The organism is Flagellimonas sp. HMM57, from assembly GCF_021390175.1.
Lineage (GTDB): Bacteria > Bacteroidota > Bacteroidia > Flavobacteriales > Flavobacteriaceae > Flagellimonas.
Genome location: NZ_CP090004.1, coordinates 1,007,186 through 1,030,744, shown reverse-complemented (window position 1 = coordinate 1,030,744; position 23,559 = coordinate 1,007,186). Strand labels below are relative to the sequence as shown.

Annotated in this window: 21 protein-coding genes and 1 pseudogene; 17 read left to right on the top strand and 5 right to left on the bottom strand. The window is 39.4% G+C overall.

The features are described 5' to 3' along the window. The first annotated feature begins 1 nt into the window (after window position 1). From ccoS to LV716_RS04500, 11 genes and pseudogenes are all read left to right on the top strand, one after another. Window positions 2-208, top strand: coding sequence for a cbb3-type cytochrome oxidase assembly protein CcoS (gene ccoS, locus LV716_RS04545; protein WP_163416596.1), 207 nt, complete (start codon window positions 2-4; stop codon window positions 206-208). Between the two features lie 2 nt (window positions 209-210). Beyond that, entirely contained in the window at window positions 211-2,421 is a 2,211-nt protein-coding gene (ccoN, locus tag LV716_RS04540) for a cytochrome-c oxidase, cbb3-type subunit I (protein ID WP_163416595.1), read from the top strand. Between the two features lie 69 nt (window positions 2,422-2,490). Further along, a complete protein-coding gene (locus tag LV716_RS04535; RefSeq protein ID WP_163416594.1) occupies window positions 2,491-2,676 on the top strand; it encodes a CcoQ/FixQ family Cbb3-type cytochrome c oxidase assembly chaperone in 186 nt (61 codons plus the stop codon). Window positions 2,677-2,680: 4 nt separating this feature from the next. Beyond that, a complete protein-coding gene (locus LV716_RS04530) occupies window positions 2,681-3,634 on the top strand; it encodes a cbb3-type cytochrome c oxidase N-terminal domain-containing protein (protein ID WP_163416593.1) in 954 nt (317 codons plus the stop codon). Between the two features lie 69 nt (window positions 3,635-3,703). Further along, window positions 3,704-4,599: pseudogene (locus LV716_RS18520) on the top strand (4Fe-4S dicluster domain-containing protein); the annotation flags it as partial. A gap of 12 nt (window positions 4,600-4,611) precedes the next feature. Beyond that, window positions 4,612-5,112, top strand: coding sequence for a FixG Ig-like domain-containing protein (locus tag LV716_RS18515; RefSeq protein WP_370637524.1), 501 nt, complete (start codon window positions 4,612-4,614; stop codon window positions 5,110-5,112). A 49-nt stretch (window positions 5,113-5,161) separates the two neighbouring features. Beyond that, entirely contained in the window at window positions 5,162-5,608 is a 447-nt protein-coding gene (locus LV716_RS04520) for a FixH family protein (RefSeq protein WP_163416591.1), read from the top strand. A gap of 3 nt (window positions 5,609-5,611) precedes the next feature. Further along, complete coding sequence (locus tag LV716_RS04515; protein WP_163416590.1) at window positions 5,612-6,322, top strand: sulfite exporter TauE/SafE family protein; 711 nt, start codon at window positions 5,612-5,614, stop codon at window positions 6,320-6,322. Between the two features lie 14 nt (window positions 6,323-6,336). Then, complete coding sequence (locus tag LV716_RS04510; protein WP_163416589.1) at window positions 6,337-7,605, top strand: acetyl-CoA hydrolase/transferase family protein; 1,269 nt, start codon at window positions 6,337-6,339, stop codon at window positions 7,603-7,605. 21 nt (window positions 7,606-7,626) lie between these two features. After that, window positions 7,627-8,082 carry a hypothetical protein gene (locus LV716_RS04505; RefSeq protein ID WP_205600103.1) on the top strand — a complete coding sequence of 152 codons (456 nt, stop codon included), beginning with the start codon at window positions 7,627-7,629 and terminating at the stop codon, window positions 8,080-8,082. 1 nt (window position 8,083) lies between these two features. Further along, complete coding sequence (locus LV716_RS04500; RefSeq protein WP_163416588.1) at window positions 8,084-8,581, top strand: ClbS/DfsB family four-helix bundle protein; 498 nt, start codon at window positions 8,084-8,086, stop codon at window positions 8,579-8,581. Between the two features lie 81 nt (window positions 8,582-8,662). On the opposite strand, the gene LV716_RS04495 is transcribed toward LV716_RS04500, so the two are convergent. Both LV716_RS04495 and hemN read right to left on the bottom strand, forming a co-directional pair. Next, window positions 8,663-9,484, bottom strand: a complete 822-nt coding sequence (locus LV716_RS04495) for a universal stress protein (protein ID WP_163416587.1) — start codon at window positions 9,482-9,484, stop codon at window positions 8,663-8,665. A gap of 17 nt (window positions 9,485-9,501) precedes the next feature. Beyond that, entirely contained in the window at window positions 9,502-10,860 is a 1,359-nt protein-coding gene (hemN, locus tag LV716_RS04490; RefSeq protein ID WP_163416586.1) for an oxygen-independent coproporphyrinogen III oxidase, read from the bottom strand. 159 nt (window positions 10,861-11,019) lie between these two features. Between hemN and LV716_RS04485 the strand changes: the two genes are divergently transcribed. Both LV716_RS04485 and LV716_RS04480 read left to right on the top strand, forming a co-directional pair. Further along, window positions 11,020-12,885: a CBS domain-containing protein gene (locus tag LV716_RS04485; RefSeq protein WP_163416585.1), complete on the top strand. Its 1,866-nt coding sequence runs from the start codon at window positions 11,020-11,022 to the stop codon at window positions 12,883-12,885. Next, window positions 12,869-14,065, top strand: coding sequence for a succinylglutamate desuccinylase/aspartoacylase family protein (locus LV716_RS04480; protein ID WP_163416584.1), 1,197 nt, complete (start codon window positions 12,869-12,871; stop codon window positions 14,063-14,065). The genes LV716_RS04485 and LV716_RS04480 overlap by 17 nt, the downstream gene beginning before the upstream one ends. 61 nt (window positions 14,066-14,126) lie before the next feature. Here LV716_RS04480 and LV716_RS04475 read toward each other — a convergent pair whose 3' ends face one another. From LV716_RS04475 to LV716_RS04465, 3 genes are all read right to left on the bottom strand, one after another. Continuing rightward, complete coding sequence (locus tag LV716_RS04475) at window positions 14,127-14,849, bottom strand: energy transducer TonB (protein WP_163416583.1); 723 nt, start codon at window positions 14,847-14,849, stop codon at window positions 14,127-14,129. A gap of 104 nt (window positions 14,850-14,953) precedes the next feature. Beyond that, window positions 14,954-15,670 carry a DUF2490 domain-containing protein gene (locus LV716_RS04470; RefSeq protein WP_163416582.1) on the bottom strand — a complete coding sequence of 239 codons (717 nt, stop codon included), beginning with the start codon at window positions 15,668-15,670 and terminating at the stop codon, window positions 14,954-14,956. 246 nt (window positions 15,671-15,916) lie between these two features. Beyond that, entirely contained in the window at window positions 15,917-16,873 is a 957-nt protein-coding gene (locus LV716_RS04465) for an ROK family protein (RefSeq protein WP_163416581.1), read from the bottom strand. A gap of 191 nt (window positions 16,874-17,064) precedes the next feature. On the opposite strand from LV716_RS04465, the gene LV716_RS04460 reads away from it, so the two are divergent. The 4 genes from LV716_RS04460 (at window position 17,065) to pckA (ending at window position 23,555) form a co-directional block, all read left to right on the top strand. Continuing rightward, window positions 17,065-17,856, top strand: coding sequence for a universal stress protein (locus LV716_RS04460; protein ID WP_163416580.1), 792 nt, complete (start codon window positions 17,065-17,067; stop codon window positions 17,854-17,856). Between the two features lie 22 nt (window positions 17,857-17,878). Beyond that, entirely contained in the window at window positions 17,879-19,717 is a 1,839-nt protein-coding gene (locus LV716_RS04455; protein WP_163416579.1) for an SLC13 family permease, read from the top strand. A gap of 69 nt (window positions 19,718-19,786) precedes the next feature. Further along, window positions 19,787-21,673, top strand: a complete 1,887-nt coding sequence (locus LV716_RS04450; RefSeq protein WP_205600102.1) for a DUF4914 family protein — start codon at window positions 19,787-19,789, stop codon at window positions 21,671-21,673. A 253-nt stretch (window positions 21,674-21,926) separates the two neighbouring features. Beyond that, a complete protein-coding gene (gene pckA / locus LV716_RS04445; RefSeq protein ID WP_163416578.1) occupies window positions 21,927-23,555 on the top strand; it encodes a phosphoenolpyruvate carboxykinase (ATP) in 1,629 nt (542 codons plus the stop codon). Window positions 23,556-23,559: the final 4 nt, after the last annotated feature.

Sequence of the window (23,559 nt, the reverse complement as noted above, 5' to 3'; positions counted from 1 at the left end):
TATGAGTGTTATATATGTGTTATTGGCTATAAGCATTTCTGTAGCTATAGTTTTTTTTGCCGCCTTTGTCCTTTCGGTAAAGAGTGGTCAGTATGATGATGCATATACTCCATCCGTACGTATGCTCTTTGAGGATGAACTCCTACCTAATTCAAAAGACAGCACTAACGAAAAAGAAATTAAACTAACTAAAAGTACAAACCAATAAATATGGAAATACAACAATTTAGCTACGACAATAAGATCGTACAAAAGTTTTTATATGCCACCATGCTATGGGGTGTTGTTGGAATGCTGGTAGGGCTACTACTGGCTTTTATGTTTTTGTTTCCCAATGTTACGGACGGTATATCATGGCTCAGTTTTGGGCGGTTACGTCCTTTGCACACTAATGCGGTGATTTTTGCCTTTGTGGGGAACGCCATTTTTGCAGGGGTGTATTATTCCACGCAGCGACTCCTAAAAGCCAGAATGTTCAATGACTTTCTAAGTAATTTTAATTTCTGGGGCTGGCAATTGATTATTGTGGCAGCGGCCATTACATTGCCTTTGGGGTATACCACATCAAAAGAATATGCAGAATTGGAATGGCCTATAGATTTGGCCATTGCCGTGGTTTGGGTCGTTTTTGGTTGGAACTTGATCGGTACGATTTTAAAAAGAAGACAGCGCCATCTCTACGTGGCAATATGGTTCTATTTGGCTACATTCGTTACGGTTGCCGTACTGCATATTTTCAACAGTTTGGAGTTGCCCGTTACGGCATTGAAAAGTTATTCGGTATATGCAGGTGTCCAAGATGCATTGGTGCAGTGGTGGTACGGTCATAATGCCGTGGCTTTCTTCTTGACCACACCATTTTTGGGGCTGATGTATTATTTTGTTCCAAAAGCAGCGAATAGACCTATATATTCATACCGTCTTTCCATAGTCCATTTCTGGTCATTGATATTCATCTATATCTGGGCAGGCCCCCACCATTTATTGTACTCTGCTTTACCAGATTGGGCTCAAAACCTTGGCGTTGTATTCTCGGTAATGCTCATTGCACCATCATGGGGTGGTATGATCAATGGATTGTTGACCTTGCGCGGTGTGTGGGATAAAGTAAGAAGTGATGCCACACTAAAGTTTATGGTAGTGGCAATTACAGGTTATGGTATGGCCACTTTTGAAGGACCGATGCTATCCCTAAAAAATGTGAATGCAATTGCTCACTTTAGTGACTGGATTATTGCACACGTGCACGTGGGAGCATTGGCTTGGAACGGTTTTCTTACGTTTGGTATGATTTACTGGTTGGTTCCAAAGATGTTCAAGACGACACTTTACTCAAAAGGTTTGGCCAATCTACATTTTTGGATAGGTACTTTGGGAATTATACTGTACGCGCTACCAATGTATGTGGCCGGATTTACCCAGGCATTAATGTGGAAGGATTTTAACCCAGATGGAACCTTGGTATACGGAAACTTTCTAGAGACCGTTACTCAGATTATCCCCATGTACTGGATGCGTGCCATTGGAGGTACAATGTACATCGCGGGGATGCTTATTTTAGTATATAATATTGTTGTAACGATCAGAAAAGGTAGCTCTGTAGAAGATGAATTGGCAGAAGCGCCAGCTTTGACAAGAGTTTCCAAAAGACGTGTTGCTGGTGAAACCTTCCATAACTGGTTAGAGCGTAGACCTGTGCAGCTTACAATTTTGGCTACAGTTGCAATTTTAATAGGTGGGATAATTCAAATTGTACCGACCATATTGGTTAAATCCAACATTCCGACAATTACAAGTGTTAAGCCATATACGCCTTTAGAACTGGAAGGGCGTGACCTCTATATCCGAGAAGGTTGTGTAGGTTGTCACTCGCAAATGATAAGACCGTTCAGGAGCGAGGTGGAACGCTATGGTGAATATGCAAAGGCGGGAGAGTTCGTTTACGACCATCCTTTCCTCTGGGGAAGTAAAAGAACAGGTCCCGATTTATTACGAGTGGGAGGAAAATACTCTGATAACTGGCACTTAAATCACATGTACGATCCGCAAAGTACCTCATCAGGTTCCATAATGCCCGCCTATCAATGGTTGGTCACCAGCGAACATGATAGAAGTGCGGTCCAGAGTAAAATGGAGGTGATGGTCAAGCTAGGGGTTCCCTATACGCCAGAAGATATAGCCAACGCGGAGCAATCTATGGCGGAACAAGCATTACAAATTGAGAAAAATCTGTATTCTGACCCAGAGTTTGTAAAAACCTATGAAGCAGATAAAAAATATGCCCAAGAAAACGGTGAGGATTTTATACAGATGCGCGATAGGGAAATAGTATCCTTGATAGCTTATTTACAGCGATTGGGTACAGACATTAAAATTAAGGACAACGACGGATTGTTATCAGAAAATAAAGAAAAAGAATAAGTTAAAAATTAAGATGAAAGACACAAGACTTTTGGAGTTACGGTCTAACATCTAAAAAGCTATTTAGCCATGTTGAAATTTGTTAAGAACCATATGGAGAGTATAGAAGGTATCGCAAGTTACCCTATGATATCCTTATTGATTTTCTTCGTGTTTTTCGTATTGCTGTTTTGGTGGGTTTTTACAGCTACCAAAGCACATATAAAAGAAATGGAAGAACTCCCTTTAGATAACGATTACCATAACCAAAATTAGTATTATGAGCACAAGAACACCTTGGTGGATACGCATTCCGGTCCTATTCTTCATCATCTTCGGATTAATGGAGTACTTTATAGATTCAGGTGATAAACCAGCCATTATCGAATACCCTATTACGCAGTTCTTTATGCTAATGGTATTACTGATTTTGATAGCTATTGAATTGATTTTGAGTTCCATTGAAAACGTAATGTTGCTAACCCTTTCTCCTGAAGCCAAAGAGCGTTATCTGGAAGCAAAGAACAAAAAACGGGAATGGACCTGGATCAATAACATCTACAAGCGCCTTACAAAGACCCGTGCCATTGAAAAAGAAGGAGAGATTATCATGGATCACAACTATGATGGTATTCGTGAGCTTGACAACGTTTTGCCTCCTTGGTGGGTATACATGTTTTATGCAACCATTGTTTTTGCAATAGTGTATTTAATACGTTTTCATATTGCAGGGGATTATGATCAAAAACTGGAATACGAACAAGAAGTTGCAGCTGCTAAAATTGCTATAGAAGAATATAAGAAAACAGCAAAGGATTTGGTGGATGTGAACACTGTTGAATTTCTTGCTGATGCATCGGATTTGAGCGCAGGTGAAAAAATCTTTACCACGAACTGTGTTGCCTGTCATATGGCAGATGGTGGCGGTGGAATTGGCCCGAACCTAACGGATGAGTATTGGATTTTGGGTGGGGGCATCAAAAATGTCTTTAACACCATATCTGAAGGCGGACGTGATGGTAAGGGTATGATTGCATGGAAACAAAGCTTAAAGCCTGCTGAAATGGCACAAGTGGCAAGTTACATCTTGACCTTGGGAGGTACCACGCCGGCGAATCCCAAGGCACCGGAAGGTGAGATTTGGGTAGATCCAGACGCCTCTGAATCAGAAAAAACAGAAGAAGCAGTTCCAGCAGAACAAGCTGTAGATTCTACAGATGTTGCCATGAACTAATAAATAATGGCACCTTTTAAGAGATGAATGAAGGTGCGGGAAGGATGGAGGAGTTGAAAACTAAACTGAATGGAAGAGAATTTTAGAGATTCCATAGGAACTATCGCCGAAGACGGTAAAAGAGCTTGGATTTATCCCAAAAAGCCCAAAGGCAGGTTTTTTGAATACCGTAAATATGTAAGTTATGGACTCCTAATTTTCTTGTTTGCAGCACCATTTATCAAAATAAATGGAAACCAATTCCTGTTGTTCAACGTCTTGGAAAGACGGTTCAATATCTTCGGATTTCCTTTTTGGCCCCAAGATTTTCACTTGGTGGTCATTTCAATGATTGCAGGTGTCGTTTTCATTGCGCTTTTTACTGTGGCTTATGGACGTATTTTTTGTGGTTGGATGTGTCCGCAGACCATTTTTATGGAGATGGTTTTCCGCAGGATAGAATATTGGATAGATGGTGACCGTGGAGCACAGATGCGGTTGGACAAATCACCTTGGAACGGTAAAAAAATTAGAAAGCGAACGCTGAAATGGACTGTGTTTTTTATCATATCGTTTCTGATAGCCAACATCTTTCTGGCCTATTTGATAGGAAGCGACAAACTGATTCGATACATTCTGGATGGTCCCATGGCGCATTTGGGAACAATGATTTCCTTATTGATTTTTACAGGGGTCTTTTACTTCGTATTTGCCTGGTTTCGGGAACAGGTATGCATTATAGCTTGTCCATATGGTAGGTTGCAAGGTGTTCTTTTGGATGATAAATCCATAGTGGTGGCCTATGACCATCAACGGGGGAAGGGGACAACGGTAGAAAGAAGTTCAGAAAAAACGAAGACAGGGATGCTTTGGGCCATGGTGATTGTATCGATTGCTTTCAATGTGTAAATGTTTGCCCCACTGGAATAGATATTCGTAACGGAACACAACTGGAATGTGTGAACTGCACGGCATGTATAGACGAATGCGACCATATCATGGAAAGCATCCAAAAGCCCAAAGGGCTTATTCGTTACGCCAGTGAAGATGAGATAAACAAAAAATCCAAGTTTAGGTTTACCGCCCGTATGAAAGGGTATACGGCAGTTTTGACCATATTGACAGGGGTTTTGATTGGAATGCTTTTTCTTAGAAATGAACTGGAAGCAAATATCCTAAGGCTTCCGGGTCAATTGTACGAAAGAAAGGCCAACAACATCATCAGTAATGTGTATACCTATAAAATATTGAACAAAACATCTGATGACATCGAGGATATCAGTTTTCAGCTGATGTCACACAAGGGAGAGATTAAGATGGTATCCCAAGCTGGTTTCAAGGTATCGGCAGAACAACTGGCAGAAGGAACGTTGTTCATAGAAATCAATAGCTCGGCATTGACTGGAGACAAGGATAGGTTGAAAATTGGAGTATACAGTGGAGAGAAACTTATAGAGACTACCGTGACCCAATTTTTGGCCCCACGGAGTTATCATTGAGTTGGTATAGAATGTTTTAGGCCTTTTGCTTAACGTTTAAAATAAGATTATGAAATTAAATTGGGGAACAAGTATCGTACTGGCTTTTATAGCGTTCATTTCGTTTATACTCTATTTTGTGGTAAGAATGAGCATGGACGATAGTGTAAACCATGATTTGGTGACCGATGATTACTACAAACAGGAATTGGCATATCAAAAAGAAATCGATGCTTCTAACTCAGCTTCAGAAATGGGCGTAGACCTAAAACTGGAGAAATCCGAAGAAGGGTTAAAGATTTTCTTTCCAGAACAGTACGACCATAAAAAAATTAAAGGTACAGTGTCCCTTTACAGACCGTCTAACAAGCATTTGGATGTTGACTTTCCTATAAGTTTGTCCAAAACACATTTGCTCATACCTGACAATAGCTTGCTGGACGGTCGCTGGGACATTAAAATAAAATGGCAATACCAAGGTAAACACTTTTTGCACAAAGAGAAACTGGTCTATTAGAATATGTTGTTATCCGCTCTGGCATTGGGTTTATTGGGAAGTCTGCACTGTTTGGGCATGTGCGGACCCATAGCCTTTATGTTGCCGTTGGAAAGGGATAACAAGGTCAAAAAAGCAACGCAGCTTTTTATCTACCATTCAGGACGTTTGTTGGCATATGGAATAATTGGTATGCTCTTTGGCTTTTTGGGCAAGGGACTATCGTTGTTTGGGATGCAGCAAAAATTATCCATTGGTATAGGTGTGATTATGATTCTTTTGGTAGTGCTGCCAAGTAAATATTTTAATAAGTATCAATTTTCAAGACCTATTTATAAAGTTCTGGGAAAAGTGAAATCAAAACTAGGTGCAGAACTTAAAAAAAAGACCCCAGATGCGTTTTTGACCATTGGGTTCTTAAATGGATTCTTGCCTTGTGGATTAGTATATATGGCGTTGTTGGGTGCCATTGCCTTTGGTAACCCATTGCAAGGGGGACTTTACATGGTACTTTTTGGAGCAGGCACTGTTCCATTAATGACTTTAGTAGTCTTTTCCGAAGGGTTATTGGGGAGTCCGATAAAATCTAAAATTCGAAAATTGGTTCCGATATTTGTATTGTTGATTGGGGTACTTTTTATCATCAGGGGGCTTGGGTTGGGAATTCCATATGTTTCTCCCAAAGTCGCTCCTACAGATTTAGTATCCTCTGCAATTGAATGTCATGAACCCTAAAAAATAATTAAAACGTGAAAATAACATCAGCAGAAGAAGTAGTAAAAGTAGTTAAATCAGGTGACCGTGTTTTTGTTCAAGGAGCGGCAATGACTCCCAATGAGCTTGTCAATGCACTTTGCGACCGTCACAAAGAGTTAAAGGATATAGAAATTGTCTCCATCCATACAGAGGGAGATGCTAAATATACTGAAGAACCCTATATCAATTCCTTTGCTTTGAATTCTTGTTTTGTTGGGGGTAACGTAAGGAAAAGTGTAAATACACCCAATGCTGGTTATATTCCGATTTTTTTAAGTGAGATTCCTTGGTTGTTCAAAAGAAACATTTTACCATTGGATGTTGCCATTGTACAGGTTTCTGTTCCTGATAAACATGGCTATTGTTCTTTGGGCGTTTCCGTAGATGTTGCACTGCCGGCTATAAGAACTGCGAAGAAGATAATAGCACAAATTAATCCAAGCGTTCCCAGAACGCATGGAACCGGTATTGTACATGTAGATGAAATTGAGTTTGCCACAGAGGTAGATCGCCCCATACATGAACACGAAAGTGGCGTAATATCCGATATAGAGCAAAAAATTGGTATCAATGTAGCTTCTTTAATTGAAGATGGTGCTACGTTGCAGATGGGCATCGGTAATATTCCCAATGCTGTACTGGCTAACCTCAATAATCATAAACGTCTTGGCATTCATACAGAAATGTTTTCTGATGGAGTGCTGCCATTAATCGAAAGTGGTGTAATTACCGGAGAGGAAAAGGCAGTTAAACGGGGTAAGATCGTTAGCTGTTTTGCGGTTGGGTCTAGAAAACTATATGATTTTATAGATGATAACCCAATATGTGACTTTAGGGATTCGGGGTATACCAACGATACCGCTAGAATTCGTAGAAATCCCAAAGTAACGGCTATCAATAGTGCCATTGAAATTGATCTGACCGGCCAGGTTTGTGCAGATACTATAGGAAGCTATCAATTTTCTGGGGTGGGTGGCCAAATGGACTTTATAAGAGGCGCTTCGCTTTCACCTGGGGGCAAGCCTATTTTTGCAATGCCCTCGGTCACCAATAAGGGAATTTCTAAAATTACACCATTCTTAAAGGAGGGTGCAGGCGTTACCACGACAAGGGCACACGTTCATTATGTAGCAACCGAGTTTGGTGTTGTTAATCTTTATGGTAAAAACTTACAACAACGTGCAAAGGAACTTATTTCCATTGCGCATCCAGACCATCGTGCAACATTGGAAAAGGCTGCTTTTGAGCGTTTCAATAGATAACTGTTTCCTCTTCTAAGGAAGGTGAACAATTTTGAAGGAGATATAAAAGACTCACTGAAAAGGTTGAATGAAACCATAGAAGATGTTTATCTTTTCTTTAGTAAGGAATACGATTACAGCAAAAGAATCAATACGCTTTGGAGTGCCAAAGATATTTTAGGTCATCTTGTGTTTTGGCATGAGAGCTTTGAACGTAACCTTAAATGTGTTGCGACGGAGCTTAAGCCAAATGTTTTGAAAGGCAAGCTTTCTGATGTAAACAAACAGAGCGTCGATTCGATGCGTGATGTAGATATAGCTACACTATTAGATAGGTTTGGCAAAGCCCAACGAAGTATACAAAGGCATATTTTTAATACTTCGGTCCAATATATTCCTTACAAACAAGGCTCTAGGGATTATACGAGACTGGAACATTTGCAAATAGTGGACGCCCACATCAAAAAGCACTTGAAACAACTAAAAAAACGTATATGATATGGCACGACCGAAAATAAAAAAGGACTTACTGGAATTAAGTACGGAGAACTTTAAAAAGTTGAATGACTATATCGTCTCTTTTTCTCAGGAGGAGCAAGAGAAGGATTTCCCCGAAGGGACTATGAATAGAAATATACGGGATGTGCTAGGGCATTTGCACCATTGGCATTTAATGTTCTTGGACTGGTACACCGTTGGTATGAAAGGGGAAAAACCAGATATTCCTGCCAAGGGATATAACTGGCGTACAATTCCAGCATTAAATAGGGAAATTCGTGAAAAATACTCCACTTTGCATTTGAACGAAATTAAATCACGATTTGATGCAACCCATGCGGAAGTCATGAAAATCGTAGATTCACATACCAATGAAGAATTGTTTGAGCGCAAGCGTTATGAATGGACCGGCAATAATGCTGTAGGAGCCTATTTGATAGGGGTATTATCGAGTCATTATGATTGGGCTTATAAACTTATTAGAAAAGCTAAAAAGTAAAATGGGGAGCCTTTAAAAAGCTCCCCATTTCGTAATCTCAAAAAAATCAATCAAAAAAAATCAATCAAAAAAATCAATCAACTATATTTTAAATGTGATGACCGGTGTTTCGGAATGGTTGGCAATATCTTCGCCAATACTGCCCATAAAGAAATGTGACAATCCACGTCTACCGTGCGTAGGAATTCCAATAAGGTCGGCAGCTATACTTTCGCTGTAATTGAGAACTCCTTTTTCAACAGTATAATCATTATAGATTTCAACCTCCAAGCCTAGTTTGGCAATGTTCAAGAATCTTGAAATTCTATTGTAGGCATCCTCGGTGCTTAAAAATTCATCCCCTGGCGTATTTATATACACAAGATGTAATTTAGATTTGAACAATTCCGCAATTTTAACGGCTTGCTTAAGTGCCGGAACATTTTCCTCCTTAAAATCACATGCAAAAACAAAACGTTCAGGGGTAAACTTCTTCTCGTCTCCTTTAATTACCAGTACGGGAACATCAGAAGTTCGTACTACACGCTCGGTGTTGGACCCTATAAATACTTCTTGTAACCCATCTGTACCATGTGATCCCATAACAACCAAGTCGGCATTGTGCTTTTTCACGATTTCGTTAACCTCGCTAAATACCTTATAATGTTTGATTACAGGAATGACTTTTACATCTTTTAGATAGGGTTTGTCCAAAAAGTCAGAAAAACGTTGCTCCCCTATTTTTATAAGGTGTACTACTTGTTCTTGTGATACGTAACCAGATTCGCTCATAATGGCCGGAGAAAGTTCCAGCATATGTAACACTACCAGTTCAGCATTGCTATTTTTAGATAGCGTAGCTGCTGCTTTTAGTGCTTTTTCTGATTGTTCTGAAAAATCTACGGGTACAATTATACTTTTCATTTGTTTCTTTTTAATGGTTAAACGGTCATTGAGAATAATCGGGTCTCTGGTTTTTTTCGATGTAATTTTAAATCAAAGGCCATGCTAATGTTTCTAACAAAAGGCCTGCCTTTTTTAGTGACCTTGATTCCATTGGATTCAATGTTCACCAAACCATCGGATTCCAGTTCCGATAAATTATCAATGATTTTCTGAAAATCTCGTATCTGTGCCTCGCCCAATCCCCAGTTTGTTTCAAACTGGCACATAATATTGAGTATATGTTTTCTTATAATCTGGTCCTCTTTGGTTAATATATGTCCCCTGTAAATTGGGATTACACCGGCGGATACCAAGTGCTCGTATTCCTCCAAGCCTTTCACATTCTGTGCAAAACCATACCAACTGTCCCCAATGCTAGAGGCTCCCAAACCAATCATTAGTTTGGTTTTGGATGAGGTATAGCCCATAAAATTACGGTGAAGGTTTCCCTTGACCATAGCCTTGTGTAAACTATCTGTTTCAAGTGCAAAATGATCCATGCCTACATCTTTATATCCAAAATCCGTCAACATTTTTTTGCCCAATTCGTATTGTTCCTTTTTTTCTAAAGAAGTGGGTAAATCGCCCTCTTTGTAACCGCGTTGGCCGTTACCTTTTAACCAAGGTACGTGTGCATAGCTGTAAAAAGCAATTCTATCTGGTTTGAGCGCATTGGTCTTTGCAATGGTTATTTCTACATCCTTGGAATCTTGAAAAGGCAATCCATATATGATATCGTGTCCAATGGATGTATATCCTATTTCCCTTGCCCATTCAGTTACCTTTCTAACATTTTCAAAAGGTTGAATCCTGTTTATGGCCTTTTGAACCTTCTGGTTGTAATCTTGCACACCAAAACAGACTCTTCTAAACCCCACATCAAAAAGAGCCTGTAGGTGTGCCTTTGAAGTGTTATTTGGATGACCTTCAAAGCTAAATTGAGAATCAGAAGCTTTTTTTCCAAGCCTCAGTATTCCTTCTACAAGTATTCTTAAATGTTTTGGTGAGAAAAATGTTGGGGTGCCTCCACCAAGATGAATTTCTTTGATTTTTGGCTTCGCCCCTAAAAGTTCACAGTACAACTGCCATTCCTTCAAAACGGTATTAACATAGGGAAGTTCAACTTCGTGCCTTTTTGTGATTCGCTTGTGGCAACCACAGAACGTGCACATGCTTTCGCAGAATGGAAGGTGAATATAAATGCTTATGCCATCCTCTGGGTTGTCGGTAAACGCCTTTAAAACAGTTTCCTTCCAGAGTTTGCCAGAAAAATTGTCCAAATCCCAGTATGGTACCGTAGGATAACTGGTATATCTGGGACCTGGAACATTATATTTTTGAACAAGTTGGCACATAGTAGGATATTGTTACTGTTCAAAATTAAAATGACGCACCAATAAAAAATATGATAATTATCAGGAACGAGGCTTTTCTTGCACATGACAACCGTCATATTTTTATTGACAGATGCTTTGTAGTTTAGTAGATGTACAGCAACCATCAAGTTCTTAGGCATGGGAGAACATATTCCTAAAAGTAAGTTCGATGATCAAGAGCGCAAAGCTTTTGTGAAGCACTTGCTTAATGATATTAAGGCTCTTGAGCTTCTTTTAGAGCAAAATTTAATTGAGGACGGTATCGTAAGAATAGGTGCCGAACAAGAAATGTGTCTGGTAGATAACGAATTTAGGCCATCTGGAAAATCCTTAGATCTTCTAGAGCATATCGATGACCCGCATTTTACTACAGAATTGGCGAGTTATAATCTCGAAATAAATCTAGATCCATTTCAATTGAGCGGAAACTGCTTTTCTAGAGTGGAAAAACAACTCGGCGAATTGCTCAATAAGGCTCGCACAAAAGCGAAAGAGCTGGGAATACATATCCTGTTGACCGGTATTCTGCCTACCATTAGTAAAAACGAGTTGGGTATCGATTTTATGACACCCATTCCACGTTACTATAAACTTAATGAAGTTTTAAAATCGTTCCGGGGAGATCATTTTGCATTAAAAATTAGAGGCGTAGATGAATTGACGCTACGCCATGATTCTGTTCTTTTTGAAGCGTGCAATACCAGTTTTCAACTTCATTTACAGATTCCTCCCAAAGATTTTATCAAAAGCTATAATTGGTCGCAGGCTATAGCAGGTCCAGTTTTGGGAGTTTGTTGTAATTCTCCTCTTTTATTGGGCAGGGAACTTTGGAAAGAGACCCGTATTGCTTTATTTCAACAAAGTTTGGATACTAGGAAATGGACTTATGCGCTAAAAGAGCAGGTTGCCAGAGTTGGTTTTGGAAATCATTGGCAGAAAGATTCTGTAGTGGAAATCTTTAAAGAGGATATTTCAACGCACCGCATTGTTTTGACCAAGGCTATAGAGAAAGAGTCTTTGGAGGTATTAAAAAATGGAGGCATCCCTAAATTGGATGCACTCAATCTATACAATGGAACGGTTTATCGCTGGAACCGACCGTGTTACGGGGTTGGTAATGGAAAGCCCCACCTGCGCATTGAGAATAGGTATATTCCATCTGGACCTACAGCAATTGATGAAATTGCAAATTTTGCTTTTTGGGTAGGACTAATGGTCGGAAGACCAAAAAAGTTTGATGATATGCCCGGTATTATGGATTTCAAAGAAGCCAAACTTAATTTCATAAAAGCTGCGAGAACGGGCAGGCAGACCGTTTTTTTCTGGCTGGGGAAGCCTATAACACTTAAAAAATTAATAATAAATGAATTGCTGCCAATAGCTTATGAAGGTTTAAAAAAGCATGGTGTTGATGAGAAAGATATTGATAGATTGCTTGGAATTATAAAAGCCAGAACAAAAAAAGGTACAGGGGCAGAGTGGCAAGTGGAGAATTTTAGAAACTTACGAAAGCATATGAAATTGGATAGTGTTTTGGTCGCATTGACAAAAACTATCTCTGTAAATCAACTAAAAGATATGCCAGTACATACGTGGCCTAACCTAGAAGAAGTTAATAATGGTAAATCATCTTATAAATGGGTTGGACAGATCATGTCTACCAAGCTCATGAAACTCTATGAGGATGATTATATTGATTTAGCTCTATCTATAATGCAATGGAACAATATTCACCACATTCCTGTTGAAAATAACAATGGGGAGCTTACGGGGCTATTGACCTGGAGCCATATCGAAGAACTGAGAAACGTTCAGAAAGAAAAGGAGACTAAAATTTCTGACATCATGATAAAAAAAGTAGTAACAGTCCAGCCGAGAACAACCATAGCAACAGCAAAACAATTAATGAACGATTACGAAATTGGCTGTTTGCCAGTTTGTATAGGTTCAAATTTAGTGGGTATAATCAGTAAAGTGGACTTGGAACATGCCAAAAGTATATAGTCATGCCCTTAACGAGACGGCAGAGGTTGAACGAATCATAGACCATCTTAAAGGTGATGGGAGCGGACCTACTGTGATTTTTTTTGCGGGAATACATGGCAATGAGCCAGCTGGAATATTTGCCCTTAAACACGTTATTCGTGAATTAAAACTCAGGCAAAAGTCAATTTATGGAGAAATTTATGCCATTGCGGGAAATTTAAGGGCACTTGAAAAGAATGTACGATTTCAGACTGAAGATTTAAATAGGATTTGGTCGCCTGATAGGATTGATGAGATTAAGGGCAAAGAAGAACAGGAGACGGATGAAGAAAAAGAATTACTGGAATTGTACGCCTTGTTCAATGGGATTTTAGAGAAAAGCACCCCTCCATTTTACTTTATAGATTTACATACCACATCTAGTGAAACCTCACCATTTATAGTTTTAAACGATAGCTTACTGAATAGGAAATTTGCAATGAACTACCCACTGCCCATTGTTTTGGGAATAGAGGAATATTTGGTAGGAGCTTTACTAAGTTTTATCAATGAACTGGGCTATGTGTCAATGGGTTATGAAAGTGGTCAACATGATGATATCAATGCCATAAAAAATTGTATTGATTTTGTCCATTTTACGTTGGCACTGACGAATTCTGTCAATTTATCCACCAACGAAATGGCCGCACTCAGAAATGGAGTTTTAAACTCCAGTGCGGTGTCGAATAAGTTTTACGAGATTTATTATCAGTACGATATAAAACATGGAATCGATTTTAAGATGCTTCCTGGATTCGTGAATTTTCAGGAGATTTCGGATGGTGAAAATGTAGCCTTGGAGAATAATGCCATTCTAAAGGCCAAAGGGAGAAAGCAGATTTTTATGCCCCTATACCAAAACCAAGGTAATGAAGGATTTTATTACGTACGGTCGATTCCAACAATACTTTTATGGATATCGAAAGGTCTTCGCAAAATAAAAGCGGACCATCTTTTGGTGAGGTTTCCAGGAATTCGATGGGAATCGTTAAAGAAAGATGCACTTTTGGTCGATCAAAGAGTGGCAAGGTTTCTGGCCAAATCTATTTTTCACCTTTTGGGCTATAGGGCAAGACAGTTTGATAAAACACATTTGGTGGTCAAAAGCAGAGAAACCGCTTCCAGAAATAAAGAATACTTGAATACTGACTGGTTTTAATACAAAAAAAGAGGCTCCGACTAAGTGTTCTGGAGCCTCTAATAAAAAATGGCTAAGTTAGTTACTGCATTACAAAGTTTATTGGAATTCCGTAGTTGACTTTGACAGCTTTCCCTCTTTGTACACCAGGTTTTACCGTAGGAAGTGCTGCAATGATTCGTGCGGCTTCATCTTCCAATAATCTATCTGGCCCTCTTTTTTTGATTTCCGTTACTCTTCCCTTGGAGTCGATTACGAACTGCACGTATACTTTACCTGTAATTCCCATTTCAAGAGCGGTGGGAGGGTATTTAAAGTGCTTTTTCACATGTTCCTGCACCATTCTGTTAAAACAAGCTTTACGCTCTTCTTCCGAATTCAAATTCTCACATCCCGGGAAAACGGGAACATTTTCGATAATGGCAAAGGGCACTATCTCTTCTTCCTCCATTTCGCCAACTTCAACATCTTCTATGCTTACGGCATCTTCCACAAAAACTTCTTGGCTACTTTCTGTACTTTCAATAATAGTTTCCTCAATGTCCTCTACATCTTCAATAATCTCTATGACATCTGGAGCTGCCGGCGGTGGTGGCGGTGGTGCGGTCAACACGGTTTCCGTAATCGGGACATCCTCATTAAGATCGTCCATTACTTCGATTACATTTGCAAAATCGGATTCCTTCTCATATGTCTTCACTTCTAATGATTGCCACGTTACAAAGAGCACGGAAGTAAGACCTATCATAAAATAAAGACTGCTATTGCGTCCTATATCTGCGTTGGGGTTCTTTTTTGGTTTCATGACTTTTCTTATTTAATTGAGATAAAGTTATGCAGGGGTTAAAAAATAAAATATGATAATAATCAGGTATGGATGATAAATAGTTTTCATGTTCCATGACAGCCTTATTCTGTAGTATTATGTGCCATATCTTTTTTGGTAAAGTCGGTTTTAAAGGTTAATGACATCCTAACCACATCATGATCGGATTTATCAAAATGATTTTTTAAGTATCCAATACCTACCTTAAGAGATGGTGATATTGTTTGCCCCAGGCCGATATAAAATCTATTTTGATTGAACAGTTTGGGTTCTATATTTATAAAGAACTCATTAAAAGTTCTGAAGTAGACATTTTTGTACAAGGATTTAACAAACTGAAGTCGATACCTTAATCTATTATTGATATGAAGGTCATCGGCGTTTTTTTTCCATCGGGTTTCCAATCGCCACCTATGTGAAATTTTGTTTCTTTTTGATTTTGATTTTAAACTATATTCCTCATAAACCCAAAACTGTGTCGCATTGCTAAATTCTTCAGATCCGGTATAGCTCCTTGAACTCAAATAGGCGACTCCAGTTGTAAAGGCAGAGTGGTTGTTAATTTTATAGGACAGTCCTGTTCTTACAAATACGAATTCATATTTTTCGAACATGTCGTGATGTCTAAGGATACCTACGAGCGGAATGCTCCATTTCTCATGGATTTTGTTAGTGCCATAAAGAACAAGCCAAGAGCCAGACCTGTCTTCACTATTGCCTTGTCCGTAAGAAGTTGTGTGGGTTAGAATAAAAAATGTTGTGAAAAAAACAAAAAATGGAAATTGCTTTGCACCTCCCATAAAAGCCGCTTTGAATATTGATATGCAAAGTTTTGCTTTTAATGATTCGAATAAATATGATACTTATCATTCCAAAGGTAGAACCTTAAAATATGAAAGCAATAAGACGATGTTGAAACAGGTCTATTTCTAACTGAAACTATTTCCCTATGATTTAAGAAATTGATTTTGTGGGCTATAAATAGTTAAAAAGTCCTAGGAAATTTCTAAAAAATACAATGCCCAATTGAAAGGTAAACAAGAAATTTATTTTTTGTCTTCCCATATGAGCGCAGCAGCGCCACAAATGGCAGCAGTTTTACCATCCATTCCAGATTCCAGTAGTTTGACCTTACCTTTATATACATCTAAAAGGTATTCGTTAAAATATTTCTCTAGGGGTTCTTTTATCCACTTTCCACTATTGACAAGACCGCCCATTAAAATAAAAGCTTCAGGTTGGGTAAAAGCGGTAAAATTTGCCAACGCCAACGCCATTATTTTTGCAGTATAATCAAATGCCTTTACAGCAATAACATCACCTTCTTCGGCAGCTTTGGTGATATCTTCTCCATGAAGGTCATTGTAGGCTACGTCCTTAAATCTTGAATCCACCATATATTTGCTCAACATATACATTATAGTACGCTTTAGACCTGTTGCGGAAACATAGGCCTCCAGTCCGCCTCGAACCCCCAGTCCTGTTAATCTACCGTCCCCTATGGTCATGTCTACATGGCCCAATTCTCCTGCAAAACCATCATAGCCGTCTATGAGTTGCCCATTGGCAACAATGCCGGCACCAAAACCTGTGCCCAATGTTACTACTATAAAATCGGTCATGTTCCTACCTCGTCCAAAAAGCATTTCACCCAATGCGGCAGCACTCGCATCGTTCATGATTCTCATGGGCATATCCATACGTTCCTTCAATTTTTCAAGAATGGGAACACTGCCTTTCCAAAGCAGATTACTGGCGTTTTCTATAGTTCCTCTTTTGCTAGAAGCGTTTGGTGCTCCAATACCGCACCCCAGAATAGTGACCTTCTTTCCTAAATTTTCAATAAGTTCTTCCGATGTGCTACGGATTTTATCAAGATAAGTATCCAAATCTGGAAACTCCTTGGTTCTAAAGAAAGTTTTGACAAGGCATTTTCCATTTTTGTCCACCAATCCAATTTTGGTCTTGGTTCCACCAATGTCTATTCCTATAACAATTTCCATGTGCTCAGTCGTTTTTTAAAATGATTTTAAAGATAGCCAATATGTCCAAAATTTCTTCTTTGTCCATTGTGAAAAAATAGAAATCGAGTTTTCTCATGCTAAATATCCAAAACCTGATTTCCGTCATGTTTTAGGTCCGTGTCCAGCTATAATTTTGAAGTCATGAATTTTGTCATTTAAATCTTTCAGGTATGAATCTAATCACTAAATTTTTAATTCCTTTTGATTTTTCAGAAGCCTCGATAAATGCTATGAAGTATGCAATGAGCTTAGCTGGACCAAATAGGGATGTCGACATATTAGCGTTGTACGTAGCCTCTATGCCAATAACGGAGTCTGAGGAAGAAACTTTAAAAATAGATTTCTCCAACGTTTTGAAATCGTTTCAACGAAAAGTGAAAAATACTCCTTCTTTTATTACGGCCAAAGGGGAAATCATAAAAAAGATTCTTGAAACACAAGAGGAGCATGAGGCCAATTTAATAGTTATGGGAACCATGGGGGACAAAAGTACGGACGAGGCCATAACAAATACATCTAGATTGGCATTGGAGGCCAACTGCCCCGTAATATCAGTGCCGTTTGGATGTGATATTAAAGAACCCAATGACATAGCCTTGGTTTTGGGCAATGAGAAAATAGACGATAAAGAAGTGTTGCGTACACTTCTGGATATTTCCAGAACCTTTGACTCTAGGGTGCATGTATTGACAATTTATAAAGAGTCCGTTTATGCAGAAGAGTCTATTGTAGATAGCAATGAAAATCTACTCAAATACTACTTGGAGCATTTTTACGAAGAACATGCTTTTAGTAAAAATCAAGATGTGGAGGAAGGAATTTTGGATTATATCACAAAGAAGAATATTGACCTTTTGGCAATTCTGCCCAGAAATCATACAAAAAATAGCACCCCATCGGAGGGGCGCTTGACAAAACTGTTGACTTTGCATTCGGAAATCCCTGTTTTAACCTTGGATTAATACCAATTTCAACAACTATACTATGTTAACACTACTCGTAATACTAGGTATTACAATTACTTTGTTTGTCTGGGGGAAATTTCAACCAGATGTTGTGGCACTAATGTCAATGTTGTCGCTTTATTTGACAGGGATACTTAATGTTAGTGAGACCCTTGGTGGTTTTAGTAACACCACGGTAATCATGATAGCCGCACTGTTCATTATTGGTGAGGGATTATCGAGAACTGGTTGGACGGCTCTGGCCGGTCAGCGTTTTGTAAGCTGGGCTGGTAAAAGCGTGCCAAAATTACTGGTCATTGTTACATTGGGCGCCAGCGTTCTTTCAGGCTTTGTTAGTAATACAGGAACGGTTGCAGCTTTACTTCCGGTAACTGTTTCAGCAGCTTGGAGTGCAGGGACACTGCCATCAAAATTATTAATGCCGGTAGCGTTTGGTTCAAATACAGGTGGATTATTGACCTTAACGGGTACACCGCCAAACATTATAGCGAGCAATACACTTATTGAGAATAATCTTGAAGGGTTCTCATTCTTCGAATTTGGTCTTATAGGTTTGCCATTGCTGATTATCGCCATCGTTTATTTCAGATACATAGGATATCGATTATTGCCCAAAAGGCAGACCAATGAAAGGCCTGCGGATATTGATGCAGAAATGCACAAATGGATTTCAAACTATAGTATTGGGGACAATTTATATCGACTGAGAATTCGATCTATGTCTCCTTTGATAAACACTAAAATTGGAGATTGGGATTTTGAAGGCACCCATAAGGTAGTTGTTATGCGTTTAAAGCGAAGGCACCCAAGCCCGCTCAAAAAAAGAGTGCCACAATTTGTAGAGCTTCCCGAACCTGATACGGAAATGCGGTATCATGATATCATTACCGTGAAGGGAACGCCTGAGGCAGTCGATAAATTGGTCTTAAAATTTAGTTTGGGCGTCATTCCAACACCTGCGGAAATGGACACGTTAAAAAACGAATTGATCAATCAAGAAGTAGGTATGGCAGAAATGCTATTGACACCAAACTCTATTTTCGTAGGTAGGACCATAAACTTGGGAAATTATTTAAAAAGGGCTGGGGTCCAATTGCTGGCCGCATCAAGAAATAACAGACCACTTTCGGGTAAGATAAAAATGGAAGCAGGTGATGCTTTTGTAATACGAGGTCCTTGGGAAAACATAGAAACCTTAAAGTCGCTATACGAGAATGTGGTTATTTCTGGTAGTCCTGAAGCACTCTCCAAAAATGTTGCTACACTCAGCACAAGAAGCTACATAGCTATGGGAACTCTTATCTTAATGATATTGCTCTTAGTGTTTAAAGTGTTCCCCGGCGCGATAGCTGCGCTCATTTGTGCGGGAATTATGTTGTTGACACGATGCGTACCTATATCAAAAGCATATAAAGGTATTAGCTGGACAAGTGTTGTTATGATTGCCGCTATGATACCCATGGGGACTGCTCTTCAAAAGACAGGGGTCGCCGAAATGGCAGCTAATGGATTAGTGGATATGTTGGGGAGCATACATCCAACAGTTCTTCTGGGCGGTATTTTTTTACTGACGACGGCGTTTAGCCAAACCATTAATAATTCTGCCACTGCAGTGCTCATGGCACCAATAGCTTTATTGGCGGCAACATCATTGGGTGTTTCTCCAAAGCCATATTTAATTACGGTTGCCATAAGCGCTTCAACAGCATTTTTAACTCCTGTAGGTACTACCACAAATGCCATGGTAATGTCTTCTGGGGGATATAAGTTTATTGACTATATCAGGGTAGGTGGACCGTTATTGCTGCTGTTTTTTATAGCAACGATATTGATAGTGCCGTTGGTTTGGAGTTTTTGAACATAACTTTTGAATTGAATAAGAGATACTAATCATAATAAGAATATCACGCAATAAATCAAATATAAAATGACCGAAATGGAAATGACCCTAGAAAAGCTCCCGGTTGGTAGCATTAAGGAACTAGAAGACTTGCTGGAAGTAGCACCAAGTGTTACTGTTGCAAGAAATGCACAGGAATTGGTAGAGCTGGCCGCTGGCGGTAAAGAGAGCAACTTTCATGAAGTGCGATTCGATTTGCCAGATGGGCGCAGCTATCTTGAAGCTGAAGTGGCCCGTACAAAAAATGGTATTGCAGCCAACTATACCGAAGCATACATGCGTCGACGCGATCCAGACTGTATGGTGATAGCTGATGATCTGCCCACAGATAAACCTACCTTTGAAAAACGGTTTGGTTATGCTTTTGATTCGCTAAGGGAAGAAACATTTGAATGGCTGAAAACACAGGATTTGGCAATGTTTTATTTTAATGCCGGCCAACCTGGCATGGGGTATGCTGCAGTAGCTATCATTCCCGCCAATACAGGTTTTTTTGGACTGGGACTGGCCCTTTTACAAGGCATACTTGATCCAGATAAACTACCTGAAGATTTTGCGCCAGAAGCAGTAATATATGCTGCCCCACCTTTTCGCCATACCCATTTTGAAGGAAAACAAGTCGTGGTACACAACAGAATACCGGGTAAATACGAAATGTTCGCATACAATTTATATCCAGGGCCAAGTGCTAAAAAAGGTGTATACGGAATGTTGATCGGTAAAGGGGAAGATGAAGGTTGGGTTACTGCTCACTGTTCTACAGTACGTGTTATTACACCTTATGACAATGTGATAACCATGATGCACGAAGGAGCAAGTGGTGGTGGTAAAAGTGAAATGCTGCAACTGCCCCACCGAAAGTCAGATGGTAGTCTGTTATTGGGTAAGAATGTGCTCACTGGTGAAGAGCGTACAATAGAACTTCCAAGAACCTGTGATCTAGAACCTGTAACCGATGATATGGCGTTGTGCCATCCTAATCTTCAAAAAGATAAGAAGAAGTTATGGCTAGAGGATGCGGAAGACGCTTGGTTCGTCCGTGTTGACCATATTGATGAATATGGGAAGGATACCATGCTTGAAAAAATCACGGCACAACCGAAAAATCCTTTACTGTTTTTAAATATAGAAGCTGTTCCGGGTGGACATGCAATGATTTGGGATCATAAGGAAGATGAACCAGGAGTGCCCTGTCCAAATCCAAGGGTGATTTTACCACGTGAATCTGTACCGGGCGTATACTCCAAACCGGTAAAGGTCGATATCAGGAGCATTGGTTTCCGAACACCACCTTGTACCATGGAAAACCCAAATTATGGAATTGTTGGTATGATGCACATCTTGCCTCCGGCATTGGCTTGGCTATGGCGTTTGGTAGCACCTAGAGGGCATGCAAATCCTAGTATTATCCAGACCAAAGGTATTGGTAGTGAAGGTGTAGGTAGTTATTGGCCATTTGCCACAGGTAAAAAAGTAAAACAAGCCAATCTATTGCTCGAGCAAATACAAAATACCCCAAAGGTGAAGTACATTCTCACGCCAAATCAGCATATTGGTGCTTGGAAAACAAGCTTTATGCCGCAATGGATTAGCCGTGAATATCTTGCACGTAGAGGTAACGCAAACTTTTCCCCGCATAGACTAAGCGCTTCTAGATGCAGCCTATTGGGTTATGCCATGAATACCATGAAAGTTGAAGGACGGCAAATTCCAAAATGGTTTCTAAAAGTGGAATATCAGGAAGAAGTTGGAAAAGAAGCATATGATCAAGGTGCTAAAATATTGTATGATTTCTTTATCCAGACACTGGCACAGTTTCAAGATGATACATTGAACCCATTGGGCAGACGTATAATTGAATGTTGTTTGGACAATGGTTCAGTAGAAGATTACGAACGAATATTTAACTCTTAAAAGAAGTGAATGAAATATAATCAATGAAGTTATTGCCCTTAAAGTGGTTTGAACCTTTTAGATTGGAGCTAACCCGCATTGCCTCTGGGCATGCGGGTTCTAGCCCATAACAATTTGAGTGAAGTAACGATTTAGTCCCGTTAATAGTTTTTTGATTTTTAAGGTGAGTGACCACTAGTATTGTTTTTGTAACCGCGTTGCAATTGTATCGTGGTCTATGATTTTTGGACACAAATTTTAAAATAATAATATCATGAAAGCTATTATCAGAGAGACAAAAGAATTGGAAAAGTATGGAATTAAGAATGCCAGAGTACATTGGAACTTAGATCCTGAAACCCTTCAAAAAATTACCGTAGAAAAGGATATGGGCACCGAAACCGAAAATGGTACACTATCCATAAATACAGGTAAGTTTACAGGGCGTTCGCCCAAAGATCGTTTTTTGGTAAAAGATGACTATACCAAAGATAGGGTATGGTGGGGTAGAATCAATAAGCCAATTTCACCAGATAACTTTAAAAAACTCTATGACGAAATAACTAAATATCTTTCTAATAAAGAGGTTTATGCAAGGGATGCCGCTGTGTGCTCTCATCCAGATTATACTATGAATGTTCGTACGGTTACTGAATTTCCATGGTCCAACTACTTCGTCAAAAACATGTTTTTAAGACTTTCTGATGAAGAACTGAAAGACTTTGAAGAAGAATGGCTGGTACTTTGTGCGCCTGGATACGAAGCGCCTAATCCAGAGGAGTTCGGAATTATTGCTGGAAATTTCTCTATCCTTGATTTTACGCGTAAAGTCGCCTTGGTTGGTGGGTCGGAGTATCCTGGTGAAATAAAAAAAGGAATTTTTTCTGCATTGAACTTAATATTGCCCGTTGATAAGAACGTCTTGCCCATGCACTGTTCTGCAAACGTTGGCGAAAAAGAGGATACCGCAATTTTCTTTGGCTTATCAGGTACTGGAAAAACGACCTTATCCGCAGATCCCGATAGAAAATTGATAGGAGATGATGAACATGGTTGGACGGCTGAAAACATCATTTTTAATTTTGAAGGCGGTTGTTATGCAAAGGTTATTGATTTAACTGAAGAAAAAGAACCAGATATCTATAGGGCGATTAGACCTGGAGCGTTATTAGAAAATGTAGTTTTTAAAGAAGGAACCAGAGAAGTGGATTATTTTGATAGTTCCATAACCCAAAATACGAGGGTAAGTTATCCAATCGACCATATTGATAACATTCAAAAACCTTCGTATGCATCGAACCCAAAAAATATCTTTTTCTTAACGTGCGATGCCTTTGGTGTTTTGCCTCCAATGTCTAAATTAACATCTGGTCAAGCCGCATATCACTTTATTTCTGGATATACTGCTAAGGTAGCTGGTACGGAAGCCGGTATTAATGAGCCAGTACCATCGTTCTCGGCATGTTTTGGAGAGCCTTTCATGCCATTGCATCCAGCCGTTTATGCTGAAATGTTAAGCAAGAAGATGACTGAAGCAGGAGTCAATGTTTGGCTCGTTAACACTGGATGGAGCGGAGGTCCTTACGGAGTTGGGTCAAGAATAAAGTTAAAGTATACCAGAGCAATGATATCTGCGGCCTTGGAAGGTAAATTGGATGATGTGGATTTTGATGCCCATCCTGTTTTTGGGTTGCATATGCCAAAGTATTGTCCCGGGGTACCAACAGAAATATTAGATCCTATGAACACGTGGTTGCAAAAAGGAGCATATGTTAGTAAAGCCATTCAATTGGCACACTCGTTCCACATTAACTTTGATAAATTTGCAAGTCAAGCCTCAGAGGAAATCCTTAACGGTGGTCCACTAATTGATTCACATCATAGTTTGGATGACCATTTTTAATTAA